Source organism: Niallia sp. FSL W8-0954, from assembly GCF_038005605.1.
Classification (GTDB): Bacteria; Bacillota; Bacilli; order Bacillales; family Cytobacillaceae; genus Niallia; species Niallia circulans_A.
This window is the reverse complement of the sequence record NZ_JBBOTN010000001.1, coordinates 4,887,013-4,905,520: the sequence shown is the minus strand read 5'-3', so window position 1 is coordinate 4,905,520 and position 18,508 is coordinate 4,887,013. Positions and strand designations below refer to the sequence as shown.

The window sequence follows — 18,508 nt, the reverse complement described above, 5'->3', positions numbered from 1 at the left end:
GGTGAAGGCAATGGTAGGGATTAAAGATATAGCTAAGGCAGCTGGTGTTTCTATTTCTACCGTATCCTATGCACTAAATGGCAGTCCAAAGGTAACGGAAGCCACTCGTGCAAGAATAACTGCTATTGCAAATGAGCTCAATTATATTCCTAATATGGCAGCGAGAACATTGAAAAAGCAGGAAACAAAAATTATAGCTGTCTATCTTGCAGATTATGGCGGGAGTTTCTATGGAGAGCTATTAGAAGGAATTAAACGGGGTCTTGCCTATTACAACTATGACATGATTGTTTGTAGTGGGCAGAAGTCCCATTTATTTCTTCCAGAAAGAATGGTGGATGGGGGAATTATCCTAGACTGGAGCTTTAGCACAGAAGAAATTATTCAATTTGCCAATCGAGGGCACTCTTTAGTTGTGCTGGATCGAGAAATCAGTTGTCCTAATGTTAGAAAAGTGCTATTGGATAATAAAGGCGGAGCAACGCTTGCGGTGGAAAAAATAATTTCAAGTAATCTGGGAAAAGTTTATTTGGTAACAGGTCCAGAAGAAGCGTTTGACAGCCGGCAAAGGCTGGAGGCTAGTGAACGCGAATTAGCTCGCTATGGCGTCGAGTATGAGGTTATTCCCTCTGCATTTACGGAGGAATCGGGTTATGCAGCAGCAGAAATTATCCATTCGAAGATGACATGCTCACCTATTACCATTTTTTCTTTTAATGATGAAATGGCTGTAGGAATTTATAAATATTTTAAAGATAAAGATAGAAAGATAGGCACAGATATTTCTCTTATTGGCTTTGATAATATAGAAATTGGCTCTTTTCTTAATCCGTCATTAGCGACAATTTCTTATTCCAAACATCGTTGGGGAATGGTTGCCGCGGAAAAAGTGGTTCAGTTGATAAATAATGAAGAAGTCGAGGATGAATGGATAATTACCAGTTTTGTAGAAGGGAAATCATTTATTTCTAATAAAAAGTAGGGGTGGAAAAATGGCTGTCTCTAAAGTGAATTTTCGTTCTGAAGTTTTAGGAAAAGCAACTTCTATGAATATTTATCTTCCTGATAAAGGGAATAGCGCCCTTATTCCTGTTATCTATCTGTTACATGGCTGGTCTGATGATGACGAAGCTTGGTTAACAGCTACATCACTTGAAAGGTATGCTTCAGAGTATGAATTTGCGATTGTGATGCCTCAAGTAGATTTAAGTTACTATGCAGATATGGTGAATGGAAATCGCTATTGGACGTTTTTATCGGAAGAATTGCCTGCATTAGTTAGAAAGTGGTTTCGTATTTCCGATCAGAAAGAGGCTAGCTTTGTTGCTGGACTATCCATGGGCGGCTATGGCGCAACAAAATTGGCTCTAACTTTTCCTGATCGCTTCAACAGCTTTGCCTCCTTATCCGGAGCGATGGATGTCGTAGAATTGTGGAAGAGGGATAGAGATAGAGACAAAGCATTTGCAGATATTTTTGGATCTATTCAGCAGCTGGCTGGCAGTGAAAATGACTTATTCCATCTTTTGGAGAAGCTAAAAGAAGATAGCCATGTGAAAATGCTGCAAATCTGTGGTACAGAAGACTTCCTTTATCAGGACAACTTAAAGTTTAGAGAGAAAGCACAAAAGAAAATAAGAGATTATCATTATATTGAAATGCCGGGAGACCATAACTGGGCATTTTGGGATAAAACAATCCAGATTGTATTAAAATGGTTTGACGAGAACTATAAAGAAGCGAATAATTAATAGAAGGGACTGTCCATTTAGGGATAGTCCCTTTGCTGTTTGCATGAAAGAAGGATGACCCCTGAGGACACAAATTATAAATCTCCCAAAATTCTTGTCCCATGCGCTTCTTTCATTCCTAACTCTGAAGAAAGCAACGGAAGGTTAGCAGATGTTATTCCGCCGCCAGGAATAATAATAATTTTTTCAGAAGCATATTCTATATAACTTTTTAGTGCAGGAAGATTGTTCTCTATTCTTGTTGATAGAGGGCCACCATGTGTTAAAATACGGTGCACGCCATGGGATGCGAGCCAATCAATTGCTTGCCATTTTAGCTGTGGAGCAATTTCGTCAAAGGCCATATGAAAGGTAATCTCCATCCCAGCAGCAGCGTCTAAGCATTTCTCCAGCGCTTCTTCATCAATCCAGTTAGCTTTATCCAAGCAGCCGATTACTGCACCGTTTATACCAAGCTCTTTAAAAAGGCGGATATCTTGGCACATAATATCTATCTCATGCTCGTTATACATAAAGTTTCCGCCTCTTGGGCGAATGATAGCCATCACCTTTGTATCGGTATTTCTACAATAGGAAATCGTTTTTGCGGCAACGCCATAGCTTACTGTTGTTCCTCCAACAGAAAGGTTATCGCATAACTCAATTCGATCGGCCCCTTTTTGGATGGCGCTCGGAACAAGTGTAAAGTTTTCTACACAGACTTCTTTTATCATTATCATCACCTACCAATCTAATTAAGATAGTATCATATATGGACATGAAAGAAAGTTATAATAAATGGCTATTGTTTTCTCTTTACTAATATGTTAAAGTATTTGGAAAATACGAGGTGATGGAAATGGTTAAACGCATACTTAGTATCTTTCTTTCACAATTACATCATCATAAACAGTAGTCTTGCTATTTCGATTTAAAAATCGTACATAGGAAGGCTATTTCTCATGAAACCGCATTTGATTAAGTTTTACTACTTAAATCAAGGGCGGTTTTTTATTTTTAAACAGGAGGCTAAAAAAATGAAGAAGATGAATTATCAAAATGTAAAGGGAACACTCGATTATTTGCCAGAAGAGGAGGGAATCAGAAGAGCGATCCGCAGAACGATGGAAGATGTATTTATTCAGTATGGCTGTAAGCCGATAGAGACACCGATCTTAAATTATCAAAGCTTGCTTGCTTCTAAATATGCTGGCGGGGCAGAAATATTAGAAGAAATGTATACACTTTCTGATCGGGGAAAAAGAGAGCTGGCGCTGCGCTATGATTTAACGATCCCCTTTGCGAAGGTTGTTGCGATGAACCCAACATTAAAAATGCCTTTTAAACGCTACGAGATTGGCAAAGTTTTTCGAGATGGACCGATAAAGACAGGCCGATACCGAGAGTTCACACAATGTGATGTGGATATTGTAGGTGTTCAATCGCAAGTGGCCGAAGCAGAGCTCATGATGATGGCATTGGATGTTTTCAAAAAATTAAAGATGGATGTGACGATTCAATATAATAATCGCAAATTATTAGTTGGATTTCTCCGTCAGTTGAATATTACTGGTCAAATGGTAAACCGCGTAATTTTGATATTAGACAAAATCGAGAAAATTAGTAAGGATAAAATTAAGGAAGAGCTGAGAGAAGTTGGATTAGAACAAGGTGCGATAGACGCTATCGAAGCATTTTTACAAAAGGACTTGGACGGTATTGTGGAGCAGTATCGACAGTTGGCAGAAAAAGAGGAGATTATCAAACAGGGACTGGAAGAATGGAATGAATTACAAGTATATTTAAAACGGCTAGAACTTGAGCCATATTGCGTATTCAATCCATTTCTTGCGAGAGGCCTTGAAATTTATACAGGAACGATATATGAAATTTTTTTAACAGATAAAAGCGTAAAGTCAAGCATTGGTAGTGGCGGAAGATATGATAATGCGATAGGAGGGCTAGTTGGTTCTGAAGAAACTTATGCAACAGTGGGCATTTCTTTTGGGCTGGATGTCATTTTAGCCGCTCTTTCATTAGAAAATCACTTTTCAGAAGCGGAAAGGCTAGACTACTACATTATTCCCGTTGGTCGCCCGATAGAAGCTATATTAACAGCAAAAGCGCTTCGAGACCAAGGTTTTAAAGTGGAATTAGAATTAGGAAAGAAAAAACTGGCAAAAGCTTTAGAGAAAGCAAATAAAGAAGGGGTCAAAAAGGTCATTATGATAGGAGAAAAGGAGGTAGATGGAAATACGTATAAAGTGAGAGATATGGAAACGGGAGAGGAATGGCTAGAGATTTTTCAATATTAAGTAGGATGGGCAGTAGATGGGAGACATTTACTGCCTTTGTCTATGTTTGTCAGGATTGGAAGCAGTGTCAAAGCCCATTTCAAGAAAAGGGAAAGTGAAAAGGTAACAGAGAAGTAGCGTCAGAGCCCATTTCAAGAAAAGGGAAGGTGAAAAGGTAACAGAGAAGCAGAGTCAGAGCCCATTTCAAGAAAAGGGAAAGTGAAAAGGTAACAGAGAAGCAGAGTCAGAGCCCATTTCAAGAAAAGGGAAAGTGAAAAGGTAACAGAGAAGCAGCGTCAGAGCCCATTTCAAGAAAAGGGAAAGTGAAAAGGTAACAGAGAAGTAGCGTCAGAGCCCGTTTCAAGAAAAGGGAAAGTGAAAAGGTAACAGAGAAGCAGAGTCAGAGCCCGTTTCAAGAAAAGGGTAAGTGAAAAGGTAACAGAGAAGTAGCGTCAGAGCCCGTTTCAAGAAAAGGGAAAGTGAAAAGGTAACAGAGAAGTAGCGTCAGAGCCCGTTTCAAGAAAAGTGAAGGTGAAAAGGTAACAGAGAAGCAGTGTCAAAGCCCATTTCAAGAAAATCTAAGACAAAAGGTAACAAAAAAACCTATTCATATTCTTTTTCATATAAGTTAAAAAAATTACTTTTCCGGTCGCATAGAAAAGCAAATTCTCTAGAAAACTTCATAACAGATTATTTCCACACAAGAGAAGCATACTACAAAAGAAATAATATTTAATAGTAGATATTCGTTGTAATGTTACTTAAATGATGATAACATAAAGTTATGTAACATTATTAGGAGGCAAACCGATGGAATATGTCGATCCTATAAAAGAAATTGAGAGTATTAATGCGATTAAAGAAGTATTAAGAAAACAATCTCAAAGAGACTTGCTCCTTTTTGTATTAGGTATTAATACAGGAATAAGAGTTAGTGATTTACTCGCATTAAAAGTTCGGGATGTAAGAGATGCGTCGGGAATTAAGGAGTTTTTGTATCTTCGTGATTCAGATGAAGTGAAGGCATACTATTTAAATAGTAAAGTGCATACTGAATTGGAGAAATATTTGCAAGAACATGAATTTGAAGAAGATGAATTTCTTTTTAAGTCTCAGAAGAATAATCAACCGATTACTCGTCAACAGGCCTATCGGATTATAAACAAAGCGGCAAAATTAGTTGGAATTTCTGGGAAGATTGGAATGCATACCTTGAGAAAAACATTCGGCTACCATGCCTATCGAAAGGGGATAGCTATTTCTTTATTGATGCATGTATACAATCACACTTCCCGTTCGGAAACTTTAAAATATATAGGCATTGAAAAGCACGAAAAGAGATTAGTTAAAGTGGACGTTAATCTTTAATAAAAAACTCCACCAAGTTTGGTGGAGTATAAATGGCCTATAGATAATCATCATCGTTACTAGCGTTCGTATCGATGTCAACATTCGTTAATTCGTTAACGATGTCCTCATGTACTTGCACTTGCAATGTTTCTTGATCTTTCATAAATTTGAATACACCATTATTGAAATCCGTACCATGTTCTTTAAAGAAAATCCCTTCATACATTACCTGCTTTGTATGATTAAAAATTAGACGGTATCCATTTTGTTCTTTTACTAAATATGCACGTACACCTTTTTCATATTGACCTTCAGGGTTTTTCAAAAAACGAGCGACCGAAATGATATGAAGATCAACAAATGGGATTTCACGTAATAACGAATTAATAATCGAACCTTTTGCAATCTGCTCCCAACGACTTTGCGCTGTTTGACCGAGAACAATTTGGGTGATGTTTTTTTCTCTAGCTACTTCTGCGATTACCTTAGAGATTGGTCTTGATTCCTTGTCTTTAATGATAAACGCATCCGCACTATGACGTTCAGCTAACTCTTTCCATCTAGAAATATAGTTTGACTTTTCTGCATCCAGCTCATCAAACGGTTTGGAATCCACCGTTAGAATATAGAGTGGACAATCAAGCATATTAGCTAATTTACAGCCTCGTTGTATAAGACGTTCACCGTTAGGACCGTAATAAACGCAGACGAGAATACTTTCATCCATGCGTTCTTTTCCATTTATCATGATTTTTTTCACCTCAGGTATAGATGTGAATGATTTACACCATTAATAATAAACTATGTATGACTATAACGTATGCTACTTTATGAGTCAATGGATTTCTTAAATTATCCAAATGAACAAATATATTTATATTCTTTTACTAATAGTAAGGTTAGACATCGTTTCCATTATAAATACCTTTTTGACTTAAGTTCATCAAAATAGAACCAATTTAAAGGAGGGAAATTAAAAATGACTTGGTTACATTTTATGATATTGTTTCCATTTATGTTTGCCTTAATTGTGCCTTTTATTTATAAAAGGCTGACGCCGCGAATTCATACTGGCTGGTTTGTACTGTTTGTGCCATTTCTTATTTTTATCTACCTGTTGACGTACATTCCAAAAGTGGCAAAAGGAGAGGTGTTTACTTCTACAGTTAAATGGATACCAGCCTACGGTATTAACTTTATAACCTATTTAGATGGGCTTAGCTTAGTTTTTGGATTGCTGATTGCTGGGATAGGAAGTTTAGTCATTTTATATTCTATTTTCTATTTATCAAAGCATCGCGAGGCGTTGCATAACTTCTATGTATATTTATTGTTATTTATGGGAGCGATGCTTGGGCTAGTATTGTCTGATAATTATTATGTTTTGTATGTTTTTTGGGAAATTACGAGTGTGTCGTCCTTTCTGTTAATTGCTTATTGGTATGAAAGGGACCGTTCGAGATATGGCGCACAGAAGGCAATGTTGATTACTGTTTTTGGCGGACTTGCGATGCTGGCGGGTTTGATTATGCTTTCTATTATGGCAGATACAACCAGCATAAGAGAAACGCTGCTTCAACTTGATTTAATTCAAGGCCATGCTTTATTTATACCAGCAATGATTCTCATTTTGCTAGGGGCATTTACGAAGTCTGCCCAATTTCCGTTTAGTATTTGGCTTCCTGATGCCATGGAAGCACCGACTCCAATCAGTGCTTATTTACATTCGGCAACGATGGTTAAAGCAGGAATTTATTTAGTTGCTCGTCTAACTCCTATTTTTGGCGGGACGATGGAGTGGTTTTGGATTGTTGTAGGAATAGGCATTTTTACTTTACTATATGGCTCCTTTAATGCCGTGAAGCAGACAGATTTAAAAGCATTATTAGCGTATTCAACCATTAGTCAATTAGGATTAATTATGAGTCTGCTTGGCTTGGGTTCTGCTGCAATGTATAAAGGGTTAGCTGTAGAAGAAGCAGGGCTGTATGCAACAGCGATTTTTGCAGCGATTTTTCACTTAGTAAATCATTCCACCTTTAAGGGCTCTTTATTTATGGTCGTAGGAATAATTGACCATGAAACCGGTACTCGGGATTTGCGGAGACTTGGCGGGCTTATTCACTTAATGCCAGTGTCCTTTACCCTTACTGTAATTGGCGGTTTTTCGATGGCTGGTCTTCCACCATTTAATGGTTTCCTAAGTAAAGAAATGTTCTTTACCGCTGTTGTGCAAGCATCGGAAATGGAAATATTTAATCTTCAGTATATTGGAATTTTTATTCCTATTATAGCTTGGATTGCTAGTGTATTAACGTTTGTTTATTGCATGGTATTAATTTTTAAAACATTTAGAGGGAAAAATAAAGCACCAAAACTAGATAAGGTGGTGCATGAGGCACCGATTGGCTTGTTACTCTCGCCTATCATCCTAGGTGCGCTTGTTATTCTTTTCTTCTTCATTCCAAATGTTGTCTCGAAGTTTTTGCTAAAACCAGCATTTGCAGCCGTGCTGCCAACACTTGCGCATACGGTTGAGTCGAAAAAAATTAGTGCTTTCCATGGATTTAATACAGAGCTTTGGATGACGATTGGTGTGGTGGGATTAGGCACGATACTATATTTACTTTTACGAAAATGGTATAAGATTTATCGGTTATATCCACAAGCCTTTACATTAAGTAATTTATATAATCTAGGTTTGGAATATCTGGAGAAATTCTCCAAGTCCATTACTGATTTTTATATGACTGGCTTTTTACGTGATTATTTAGTCTATATATTTGGCTTTATCATTTTAATCATTGGGGGATCCTTGTTCCTATTTAATGGTTTTACATTTGATATGTCACATGATTCACCAATTACTATCTTTGATATGGGAATAGTAATTGCAATGATAGTAAGTTCTGTTACTGTGCTGTTCTCCAAATCGAGAATTACATCTATTGTAGCGGTTGGAGCGCTAGGATTTCTTGTTTCATTTTTCTTTGTTCTTTTTAGAGCTCCAGATTTAGCACTTACGCAATTAGTAGTAGAAACGGTAACTACTGTATTATTCTTGCTGTGCTTCTATCATCTGCCGCAATTAAAGAAAGAAATTAGCAGGGTACCTTTTAAAGTGGTTAATGCCATTATTTCGATTGGCATAGGGCTAGTCGTTACACTGATTGCTCTATCTGCAAATGGAACCCATCTATTTGCTTCTATTTCAAGCTATTATGAAAACTCCTATAAACTGGCCGGCGCAAAAAATATCGTTAACGCCATTTTGGTAGATTTCCGTGGTATTGACACGATGTTAGAGATTCTTGTGCTTACAGTGGCAGGTTTGGGCGTTTATACGTTAATAAAGGTAAGACTAGTGGGAGGAGATAAGAATGAAGGAACCAAATGATATTATCATCCGAAGTGTTGCAAAGGTTGCTGTCGTCATTATCCTCACCTTTGCGATCAACCTTTTTGTCTCTGGACACCATTTTCCAGGTGGCGGATTTATTGGCGGTCTTACCTTTGCGGCAGCGATTATACTGCTTTTTCTTACCTTTGATATTGAATCCGTACGAAAGAACCTTCCTGTTGACTTTAAAGTATTAGCGGGAGTTGGCGTGTTAATCGCTGTTTTGACAGGGGTAGGGGGAATGATATTTGGGGAAGCGTTTTTAACCCAAGCCTTTGGATACTTTGATCTGCCGATTTTCGGAAAAACAGAGTTGGCAACTGCAGTCCTTTTCGATGTGGGTGTGGCTCTTGCCGTTATCGGGACCGCCATAACAATTATTATGACAATAGGGGATGATCGATAATGGAGACGTTAATGTCTATTCTTGTAGGTGTCTTATTCTCTATCGGAATCTACCTTATTTTAACAAAGACATTATTACGAATTATTTTAGGGACATCTATTCTTGGTCACGGTGTAAACTTGCTTATTATTACAATGGGTGGATTGAATAAGGGAGGGCCACCTCTCTTAGGTATAACCGATCATACTTTTGCAGATTCTCTGCCTCAGGCATTGCTGCTTACGGCCATTGTCATAAACTTTGCAACAACAGCTTTATTTTTAGTACTAAGCTACAGAGCATATAAAGTACTAGGCACCGATGATACAGATTTATTAAGGGGTAATGAGGATGAATAATATTGTCATTTTGCCGATCATCCTTCCTATCGTATTTGCGATGATCATGGTTATTTTTCGAGATAAAGTTATCCTTCATCGGATATTAAGCTTAGTAGCAGTTTTTTCTGTTTTTATTGTGGCGTGTGTTTTAATTGATCAAATTAAAACACACGGGATTCAGTCCATTCAATTAGGAGGATGGGAGGCGCCGTTTGGTGTAAGTATGGTTGCCGATATGTTTGCAGCAATTCTTGTTCTCGTTACGAGTGTTATTGGGTTTTGCTGTTTGCTGTACGCATTTCATTCGATTGGGGAACAATTGGAGAAGTATTATTTTTATCCGTTATTCTTAGTTTTGATAACAGGTGTAAACGGTTCTTTCCTTACAGGAGATATATTTAACCTATTTGTTTGTTTTGAAGTAATGCTTGTTGCTTCATATGTCCTGATTTCATTAGGAGGAACAAGGGTTCAGCTAAGAGAATCGATTAAATATATACTGATAAATATTATTTCATCCTTTCTGTTTCTCGTTGCAATTGCTTATTTATACGCCATTACGGGAACGCTAAATTTTGCTCATTTATCTGTCCGTATTGCAGAGGTTGGTCAAGGCGGGCTTATGACGACGGTAGCAATTTTATTCCTAATTGTATTTAGCTTAAAAGCTGGATTGTTTTTATTCTTCTGGCTACCAGGCTCTTATAGTGCACCACCAACAGCGATTTCTGCTATCTTTGCTGCGCTGTTAACCAAGGTAGGAATGTATGCGATTATTCGAGTGTTTACCTTGATTTTTTATCATGAAGTTCACATTACCCATTTATTAATTGGAGTTCTCGCAGCTATTACAATGACCCTTGGAGCAATTGGAGCTGTAGCCTATAGAGATATCTATAAAGTGATGACCTATAATGTGGTTATTGGTGTTGGGTTTATTTTAGCGGGTGTTGCTACGTACTCAACAGTGGGGATGACTGGTTCCATCTACTATTTCATTCATGATATGGTGATTAAGGCACTTATCTTTCTACTGGGAGGCACAATTATTCATCTGACTGGAACAAGTAAATTAGATGAGATGAGTGGATTGATTCGTTTGCACCCGCAATTAGGCTGGATGTTCTTTGTTGCAGCTTTATCCTTATCAGGAATTCCTCCACTAAGTGGATTTTTAGGAAAAATATTTATTACAGAGGGTACCTTTACTGCAGGATATTACTGGTTAGGTGCATTTGGACTGATCAGCAGCTTATTTGTCCTTTATTCTATTATGAAAGTATTTATGGCTGTGTTTTGGGGCTATACCGATTTAACACTAGAACAAGAAAAAGGGACCACGAAGGGATTAATGCTGCCAATAGCTTTCCTTACTTTCTTAACCATTGCATTAGGGATAGGGACAGAAGGGATTCATGAATATGTAGATTTGGCAGTTGAAGGCTTGATGGACCCCAATTATTATGTCAAAGCTGTTTTAAGCAATAATTAAGGGGATTTAAGTAGTAAATAGACAGAAAGGGGTGGTATCCATGCCTATGCAAATATTGATCAACTTATTAATCGGTATCATCTGGATGTTTTTACAGGACACATGGAATGTCTTAACATTTTTCACTGGTTACTTGTTCGGTATACTAGTTTTATTTATCTTGCGTCGCTATTTGCCAACTAAATTTTATTTAGAAACATTTTTTGCGGTCGTAAAGTTATTTTTTGTTTTTATTGAGCAGCTGTTTACCTCAAGTGTTGTTGTGATTAGGCAGATAACAAGGCCAAGATTAAATATTTCCCCAGGAATATTTTCGTTAGAAACGGAATTAGAGGGGGAATTGGAAGTCTCCTTACTAGCTCTATTAATGAATTTAACTCCTGGTTCTGTTGTAGTAGAGGTTACTTCCGATAATAAAAAGTTCTTTATTCATGCAATGGATATCCCTGCACAAAAGGAATCCATCTTTCGTTCAAAGGAAAAATTCGAAATGGCCATAAAGAGGGTGACTCGCTATGATTGATCAATTATTAGTTGGATCGTTAATTTTACTGATTATATCTATTCTTGCAACAATATATCGTCTTATCAAAGGACCGTCAGCCCCTGATAGAATACAGGCATTAGATAGTTTAGGAATCAATCTAATTGCAGGAGTAGCGATTTTTTCCGTTCTGCTTCGGAATACAGGTTTTTTTGAGGTGATTTTATTAATTGGAATTTTGTCGTTTATTGGAACGATTGCTTTTGCCCGATATATGGAAAGAGGTGTAGTCATTGAGCGAAAACAATCTGATTGAACTCATATCTGTTCTGCTTATATTCTGTGGCGCTATTTTTTGTTTTCTGAGTTCCCTTGGATTAATAAGACTGCCAGATGTATACACAAGATCTCATGCTGCATCCAAAGGTTCTACTATGGGAGTACTCTTTACTCTTGTTGGCACATTTGTCTTTTTTATTATAGAAGGTGTTTTTAGCATTCGCCTGTTCTTGGGAATTTTCTTTGTTTTTTTAACTTCTCCTGTCGCATCCCATGTCATCGTTCGTTCCGCTTATCGCTCAAAAGTTAAGCTTGCGGAAATAACGGTACAAGATGATCTGAATGCTGAAATGGATAAAGAAGGGATAGAAACAGTGGAAGTAATTCATAAATAAAGGGAAGAAAAAGATATAGAAGGCCAGCGATTTTTAATTGACGAATTTTTGTGGATTCTATATAGTAAGAAAAGATATACCCGTACTGAAACGGGAGAGGTTCATAGCAAATACCCTCTATAAAAAACTATGGATACATGCAATTCACGCCATGTCCATAAAGGACATGGCTTTTTTGTTTGATTCAGCTAGTTTTTCTGCGTAAGGTAAATGCCTCTCTTTTAAGCAGTGTTGGGAAACACCAAACAAGGAGGACTTTTTCATGTCAGGAAGAAAGAACGAAGAAGGATTAACAGATTTAACTTTGTTAGGAAATCAAAATACTCAATATAAAAGTGATTATGCACCAGAGGTATTAGAATCAGTGGATAATCTTCATTCGGATAGAGATTATTTTGTGAAATTTAATTGTCCTGAATTTACAAGTCTTTGCCCAATAACAGGACAGCCTGACTTTGCGACAATGTATATTTCTTATATACCAAATAAGAAAATAGTGGAAAGCAAATCTTTAAAGTTGTATTTATTTAGTTTTCGCAATCATGGAGATTTTCACGAAGACTGTGTCAATATTATTATGAATGATTTAATAAAACTGTTAGATCCAAGATATATTGAAGTATGGGGGAAATTCACTCCAAGAGGCGGAATTTCCATCGACCCATGGTGTAATTATGGAAAACCGGGCACTAAATTTGAAGAGATGGCAGCACATCGATTAATGAACCATGATATGTACCCAGAAAAGGTAGACAATCGATAAGAAAAAACCAGTCAGCGACTCGTTATGTAGAGTAGTTGACTGGTTTTCTTTTTGATTAATAAGATTATGGCAAAATATTTCCAGCTGCACGATAAATGCTGTACCATTCTTCTCTTGTTAAATAAACGTCACTTGCTTTTATGCAATCAATTAAACGATCCACATTCATTGTACCGATTACTGGCTGCATATTGGCAGGGTGACGCAATAACCAGGCAATCGCAATGGTTGTGTTACTTACTTGATACTTGCCTGCAATTTCATCAATTTGTTGATTTAATTCAGGGAATTTATCGTTGCCAAGAAAAACGCCTTCAAAGAAACCAAATTGGAATGGAGACCAAGGCTGAATCGTTATATCATGTAGTCGACAGAAGTCTAAAATGCTGCCATCACGGTTAATGGCTGAGTCATTTTCCATATTGACATTAATCCCATTAGAAATCATATTCGCATTCGTAATACTTAATTGCAATTGGTTAGCCACAATTGGCTGTTTCACATACTTTTGCAATAATTGAATCTGCATCGGATTTTGGTTCGAAACACCAAAGTGGCGAACTTTACCTGTTTGTTCCAGAATGTCGAATGCTTCTGCGACTTCTTCTGGCTCCACTAAGGCGTCTGGGCGATGGAGGAGAAGGGAGTCTAAATATTCAGTGTTCAATCTTTGCAAAATACCGTCTACTGATTGCAAAATATGTTCTTTAGAGAAATCGAACATTCCTGTTCTGATCCCGCATTTAGATTGTAAGATTATATTTTCACGAACACTTGGCGACATATTTATCGCTTCAGCAAAAATTTCTTCACAAGCTCCTTTTCCATAAATATCTGCGTGATCAAAGAAGTTAGCACCGTGTTCTAACGCAGTTTGAACAAATCGTTCTGCTTCCTTCTTTTCTAATGAATTAATACGCATACAACCAACTGCAACTACTGGTACTTCTAAGTTACTGCTACCTAGTTTGATTGTTCTCATGTTCTTCTTCCTCCTCCTATAAGAAAACGCTTTAAAAATATGTTGCTATCAGATCTAAACAAGCATTACTATTGTGCCATAGAAAGGAGATAAACGCCAAATGTAACGCTTTCAAATAAAAGAAGGAAATAAATATCTTCTTTTTGCGAAAAAGAGGATTGCTTATTTCCTTCTCTATATTCGGGCTCTTAACTTTTAATCTTCCATTGTGGAGAGATCTCCAGTAGGGAGGCCAAGTTCCCATGCTTTTAAGACACGTCTCATAATTTTTCCGCTGCGAGTTTTAGGAAGTTTTTCACAGAATTCGATTTCTCTTGGAGCAGCATGAGCAGCTAAGCCGGTTTTTACAAATAATCGTATTTGTTCTTTTAATTCATCTGTTTGCTCATAGCCATCAACCAATGCAATAAAGGCTTTGATAATTTCCCCTCGAATTGGATCTGGTTTACCGATGACACCAGCTTCTGCCACTGCTGGAAATTCGATTAATTTACTTTCCACTTCAAATGGTCCAACTCTCTCTCCAGCAGTCATAATAACATCATCGACTCGCCCTTGGAACCAGAAATATCCCTCTTCATCCATATAAGCAGAGTCTCCTGAAACATACCATTCATCATGTTGGAAATAGCTATTAAATTTTTCTTGGTTGTTCCATATTGTATGCATCATCGAAGGCCAGCCTTTTTTTATGGCTAAATTCCCCATTTGGTTTGGCGGCAGAATGTTGCCATTGTCATCTAAAATTACTGCTTCAATTCCCGGTAATGGTTTCCCCATTGAACCTAATTTAATATCCATACATGGTAAATTGCATATTAGCTGAGCACCAGTTTCCGTCATCCACCAAGTGTCATGGATACGATGTCCAAATACATCGTATCCCCATCGAATTACCTCGGGATTCAGTGGTTCGCCAACACTTAATATATGACGCAAAGAAGAGAGTGTATATTTTTCTGTTACCTCCTCTCCTGCTGCCATTAGCATTCTAAAGGAGGTAGGAGCACTATACCAAACAGTCACTCCAAAGGTTTCAACCGTTTTATACCAAATATCAGGACTAAATCGGCCTCCTGCCACAACATTTGTCGAGCCAGTAAGCCATGGTCCAAAGATTCCGTAGGAGGTACCTGTAACCCAGCCTGGATCAGCTGTGCACCAATATACATCCTCCTCTTGTAAATCTAATACCCACTTTGCCGTTTGATAATGTTGAATCATGGCATTGTGAACATGAAGCACACCTTTTGGTTTCCCCGTTGAACCAGAGGTATAGTGAAGGATTAAACCATCCTTGCGATCGACCCATTCTATGTCTAATTCTGTAGATGCTGTTTGAAAGTAATGAAGGAAATCCTTTGTTTTATCGTTTTCTTGGATGTCTTCACCGACAATAAAAATAGTTTCGAGAGCAGGTAATTCTGTATGTGGAATTCTATTTACTAGTTCAGGTGTGGTAATAATTACTTTTGCTTCACTATCATAGAGACGGTCTTTCACCGCATCTTCCATAAAGGCTTCGAATAATGGGCCGACAATAGCACCTAGTTTGATTACACCAAGTAAGGCAAAATATAATTCTGGGGAGCGAGGCATAAAAATAAACACTCGATCTCCTTTGTTTACATTTCCGATCTCCTTTAATACATTTCCAGCTTTATTGGAGAATTTTTTTAAGTCTTTAAATGTGTATGTTTCTTTTCTAGATGGATGAAAATAATGGAGGGCTACTTTATTGGCGCGGTAGTTTTCAGCGTGACGGTCAATTGCTTCATAGGCCAAATTAATTTTTCCAGTTTGATGCCATGAAAAATCCTTTTCTGCTTGGTCCCATTTGAAATGTTGGTACTGTTCCTCGTAGTTTTCAAGGTTATGTTTGCCTTTTACAGGTGGAAACGCTTCCAATTTCATTAATACATCCCCCTCATTTCAATATTTTTACAACACCATTATAATGGCTAAACACTATATATACAATTTTAATGTTGTAATTAAATAAATATTCCTACGTTTTAGAAAAATAGGGAGAATGTACGGGATAAAAGATTACTATAAAACTCCATCTTATTAGATATAGTAAATTATCAATAAAATTAGTAAATAAACAAATAAGGATATAACTTGGAACTTAAGAACAGAGTAAAACCTTTTATTAAATTTTTGAGAAGGAAGAGGCTTCTCCTTCCATTCTTCTAAATAATCATTCCTTTTTAGAATAACATGATGGAACCGTCTGAAACTGAATGTTACTCCGTCGAAAAACCCACCCTTAGCAATATACATAAATAGAAAAATAACAATATAAAGGAAGGTTAAATAAAAGACGGAATTAATATAATGAACAAGAGAATATTCCGATGAAGAGATAAAAAAAAGTATAAATGTAAGAAAGAGATTTATAAGAAATATAACCCATTTTTTATTTTGCATAAAGTTTCACCTTTTTTAATTAAGTTTGTAATCACGAATAAACGTATTTTACCTTAACTCCAATAGAAAGTACATTTTTAGAAAAAAGGATAGAAATTCAATACTTCAGAACAGTAGTATTTTGTTTACCTTTTACACTAAAAATTAAAATAATCCACTGGTATGTGAAACAGCACTCACTAAAAAATTCTAGCATAATAAAATAATCTGCTAATATATGGAGAAAAAGTATATTGGCATATGGATATATTTTACAATATCGGGGCCTTTTGAAGTATTTTTCCCCATCTTTTTTATAATAATTTTTAGAATTTTACCAAAAAAGGAAGCGTTATCTTTATTGTTTTAATGCAGAATAGTGCCGTTTCGTCATAGTAATATTTGAAATTATCTCTATATTTAGTCTTTACAACTCTACTAGAATAATAGTATACTCACTTTAGCTTCTTTTTTAGATGTAATTTACAGAATAATATAACAATGGGGGGTCTTTTTTTAATGAAGCGCAAATTTACTTGGCTGCTTTCACTGACATTAGTGTTAAGTGTATTTTTAGCAGCATGTTCTGGCGACGACAAAGGGTCTAAAGGTTCAGATAAGTCAGCAGAAAATAAAGATGTGAAACAAGAATTAAACTTAATTAATGGAGATGCGATTCCATCCATGGATCCATCAAAGGCAACAGATGAATACGGTTTCCAATTCTTGGGAGCTACAATGGAGGGTCTTTATCGTTTAGGTAAAGATGCTAAGATAGAAAAAGGTATTGCAGAAACTCACGAAGTATCTAAAGATGGTTTAACTTGGACATTCAAGTTACGTCAAGATGCTAAATGGTCAAATGGAGACCCTGTAACGGCTAACGATTTCGTTTATGCTTGGCAGCGTGCAGTAAATCCTGAGACAGGTTCTGAATACGGTCCTTACATGATGGGTGGCGTAATCAAAAACGCTACAGAAATTAGCAAGGGCGAAAAGAAAATAGAAGAATTAGGGGTTAAAGCTGAAGACGACTATACTTTAGTTGTTGAACTTGCTCACCCAATTGCATATTTTGAATCATTAACAACTTTCGGTACATTCTTGCCATTAAATCAAAAATTTGTGGAAGAAAAAGGCGATAAATTCGCAACTAGCTCTGATACTCTCTTATCAAACGGTCCGTTCGTATTAGAAAACTGGGAAAGTGCTTCTCAAAAATGGAATCTTGCTAAGAATGATACTTACTGGGATGCAGATACTGTTAAGTTAGAAAAAATTAATTTTGTAGTAGTTAAAGATAACCAGACAATGGTTGACCTATATCAAAAAGGTGAAGTAGATCGTGCTGGATTATCTTCTGATTATGTTGATCAATTCTCTTCTGATCCTGATTATGTTACGCAACCAGATAACTCTGTTTTCTATTTTAAGATGAATCAAACAAGAAACGAAGTACTTAAAAATAAAAATCTTCGTTTAGCAATTAGTCGTGCATTTGATAAGGAAGCATTAGTTAACACTATCCTTAACAATGGTTCTTCTGTAGCTAATGGTTTAGTGCCAGCAGACTTTACTCCAATGCCAGATGGCAGTGGTGATTTCCGTAAAGTAAGTGGAGATCTTGTAACTTATGATGTAAAAGCTGCTCAAGAGTATTTTGAGAAAGCGAAAAAAGAATTAGGTAAAGATACTATTGAAGTGGAATTATTAGGTGATGATTCTGAAAGTTCTACAACAATGAATGAATATTTAGCAAATCAATTACAAACAAACCTTCCTGGTTTAAAAGTTAACTTTAAAAAGGTTCCGTTTAAACAACGTATAGCCCTTGATACAGCAATGGATTATGATCTCCAAGTTGCTGGTTGGGGTCCTGATTATCTAGATCCATATACATTCTTAAGCCTATGGATTACTGATGGCGGAAACAACCAAATGGGATACTCTAATAAAGAGTATGATAAGCTATTGGCAGATACAGCAACTACCCTTGCAACAGATAATGATGCACGTTACAAAAACTTCTTAGAAGCTGAAAAGTTATTATTTGAAGATGGTGCAATTGCTCCAATCTTCCAACGTGGTAGAGCATTCCTTTCATCTCCAAAAATCCAAAACATGATTGTTAATCCGTTTGGACCGACTTATGAATGGAAATGGACTAGTGTTGGATCAGGTAAGTAATTGATTTTCAAGAA

Annotated in this window: 18 protein-coding genes and 1 riboswitch; of the genes, 13 read left to right on the top strand and 5 right to left on the bottom strand. The window is 36.7% G+C overall.

All coding sequences use genetic code 11. The features are described from left to right. The first annotated feature begins 10 nt into the window (after positions 1–10). Together NX902_RS23885 and NX902_RS23880 are read left to right on the top strand one after the other, a co-directional pair. A complete protein-coding gene (locus NX902_RS23885; protein WP_095329391.1) occupies positions 11–982 on the top strand; it encodes a LacI family DNA-binding transcriptional regulator in 972 nt (323 codons plus the stop codon). Positions 983–992: 10 nt separating this feature from the next. After that, positions 993–1,751, top strand: a complete 759-nt coding sequence (locus NX902_RS23880) for an alpha/beta hydrolase (protein WP_095329392.1) — start codon at positions 993–995, stop codon at positions 1,749–1,751. Positions 1,752–1,825: 74 nt separating this feature from the next. Here the strand turns inward: NX902_RS23880 and NX902_RS23875 are convergent, their stop codons facing one another. Then, on the bottom strand, positions 1,826–2,464 hold the full coding sequence (locus tag NX902_RS23875; RefSeq protein ID WP_171510214.1) for a copper homeostasis protein CutC: 639 nt from the start codon (positions 2,462–2,464) through the stop codon (positions 1,826–1,828). Between the two features lie 303 nt (positions 2,465–2,767). Between NX902_RS23875 and NX902_RS23870 the strand changes: the two genes are divergently transcribed. Both NX902_RS23870 and NX902_RS23865 read left to right on the top strand, forming a co-directional pair. Beyond that, a complete protein-coding gene (locus NX902_RS23870) occupies positions 2,768–4,045 on the top strand; it encodes a histidine--tRNA ligase (protein ID WP_095329394.1) in 1,278 nt (425 codons plus the stop codon). Between the two features lie 789 nt (positions 4,046–4,834). Next, positions 4,835–5,392 (top strand): tyrosine-type recombinase/integrase, encoded by a 558-nt coding sequence (locus NX902_RS23865; RefSeq protein WP_047940929.1) that lies wholly within the window; start codon positions 4,835–4,837, stop codon positions 5,390–5,392. Positions 5,393–5,429: 37 nt separating this feature from the next. Here NX902_RS23865 and NX902_RS23860 read toward each other — a convergent pair whose 3' ends face one another. Beyond that, positions 5,430–6,122, bottom strand: coding sequence for a universal stress protein (locus NX902_RS23860; RefSeq protein WP_047940928.1), 693 nt, complete (start codon positions 6,120–6,122; stop codon positions 5,430–5,432). 231 nt (positions 6,123–6,353) lie between these two features. Between NX902_RS23860 and NX902_RS23855 the strand changes: the two genes are divergently transcribed. The 8 genes from NX902_RS23855 (at position 6,354) to queF (ending at position 12,913) form a co-directional block, all read left to right on the top strand. Next, on the top strand, positions 6,354–8,771 hold the full coding sequence (locus NX902_RS23855) for a Na+/H+ antiporter subunit A (RefSeq protein ID WP_163188396.1): 2,418 nt from the start codon (positions 6,354–6,356) through the stop codon (positions 8,769–8,771). Continuing rightward, on the top strand, positions 8,755–9,180 hold the full coding sequence (locus tag NX902_RS23850) for a Na(+)/H(+) antiporter subunit B (protein WP_047940926.1): 426 nt from the start codon (positions 8,755–8,757) through the stop codon (positions 9,178–9,180). The genes NX902_RS23855 and NX902_RS23850 overlap by 17 nt, the downstream gene beginning before the upstream one ends. Further along, positions 9,180–9,518 (top strand): Na(+)/H(+) antiporter subunit C, encoded by a 339-nt coding sequence (locus NX902_RS23845; protein WP_047940925.1) that lies wholly within the window; start codon positions 9,180–9,182, stop codon positions 9,516–9,518. The genes NX902_RS23850 and NX902_RS23845 overlap by 1 nt, the downstream gene beginning before the upstream one ends. Beyond that, positions 9,511–10,992, top strand: coding sequence for a Na+/H+ antiporter subunit D (locus NX902_RS23840; protein WP_172859111.1), 1,482 nt, complete (start codon positions 9,511–9,513; stop codon positions 10,990–10,992). Before NX902_RS23845 ends, NX902_RS23840 begins: the two co-directional genes overlap by 8 nt. Before the next feature lie 40 nt (positions 10,993–11,032). Then, the gene (locus NX902_RS23835) at positions 11,033–11,515 is read left to right on the top strand and encodes a Na+/H+ antiporter subunit E (RefSeq protein WP_047940923.1); all 483 of its coding nucleotides are present in this window, start codon (positions 11,033–11,035) and stop codon (positions 11,513–11,515) included. Then, entirely contained in the window at positions 11,508–11,792 is a 285-nt protein-coding gene (locus NX902_RS23830) for a Na(+)/H(+) antiporter subunit F1 (protein WP_047940922.1), read from the top strand. The genes NX902_RS23835 and NX902_RS23830 overlap by 8 nt, the downstream gene beginning before the upstream one ends. Further along, positions 11,770–12,150, top strand: a complete 381-nt coding sequence (mnhG, locus tag NX902_RS23825) for a monovalent cation/H(+) antiporter subunit G (RefSeq protein ID WP_163188390.1) — start codon at positions 11,770–11,772, stop codon at positions 12,148–12,150. The genes NX902_RS23830 and mnhG overlap by 23 nt, the downstream gene beginning before the upstream one ends. A gap of 90 nt (positions 12,151–12,240) precedes the next feature. After that, positions 12,241–12,287: riboswitch (PreQ1 riboswitch) on the top strand. Between the two features lie 125 nt (positions 12,288–12,412). Then, positions 12,413–12,913: a preQ(1) synthase gene (gene queF, locus NX902_RS23820; protein ID WP_047940920.1), complete on the top strand. Its 501-nt coding sequence runs from the start codon at positions 12,413–12,415 to the stop codon at positions 12,911–12,913. A 64-nt stretch (positions 12,914–12,977) separates the two neighbouring features. On the opposite strand, the gene NX902_RS23815 is transcribed toward queF, so the two are convergent. The 3 genes from NX902_RS23815 to NX902_RS23805 form a co-directional block, all read right to left on the bottom strand. Then, positions 12,978–13,895: an aldo/keto reductase gene (locus tag NX902_RS23815; RefSeq protein WP_172859112.1), complete on the bottom strand. Its 918-nt coding sequence runs from the start codon at positions 13,893–13,895 to the stop codon at positions 12,978–12,980. 195 nt (positions 13,896–14,090) lie between these two features. Next, positions 14,091–15,809, bottom strand: coding sequence for an acetate--CoA ligase (gene acsA, locus NX902_RS23810; protein ID WP_163188386.1), 1,719 nt, complete (start codon positions 15,807–15,809; stop codon positions 14,091–14,093). A gap of 156 nt (positions 15,810–15,965) precedes the next feature. Further along, entirely contained in the window at positions 15,966–16,328 is a 363-nt protein-coding gene (locus tag NX902_RS23805) for a DUF3899 domain-containing protein (RefSeq protein WP_163188384.1), read from the bottom strand. A gap of 498 nt (positions 16,329–16,826) precedes the next feature. On the opposite strand from NX902_RS23805, the gene NX902_RS23800 reads away from it, so the two are divergent. Beyond that, positions 16,827–18,494 (top strand): peptide ABC transporter substrate-binding protein, encoded by a 1,668-nt coding sequence (locus NX902_RS23800; RefSeq protein WP_163188382.1) that lies wholly within the window; start codon positions 16,827–16,829, stop codon positions 18,492–18,494. Positions 18,495–18,508: the final 14 nt, after the last annotated feature.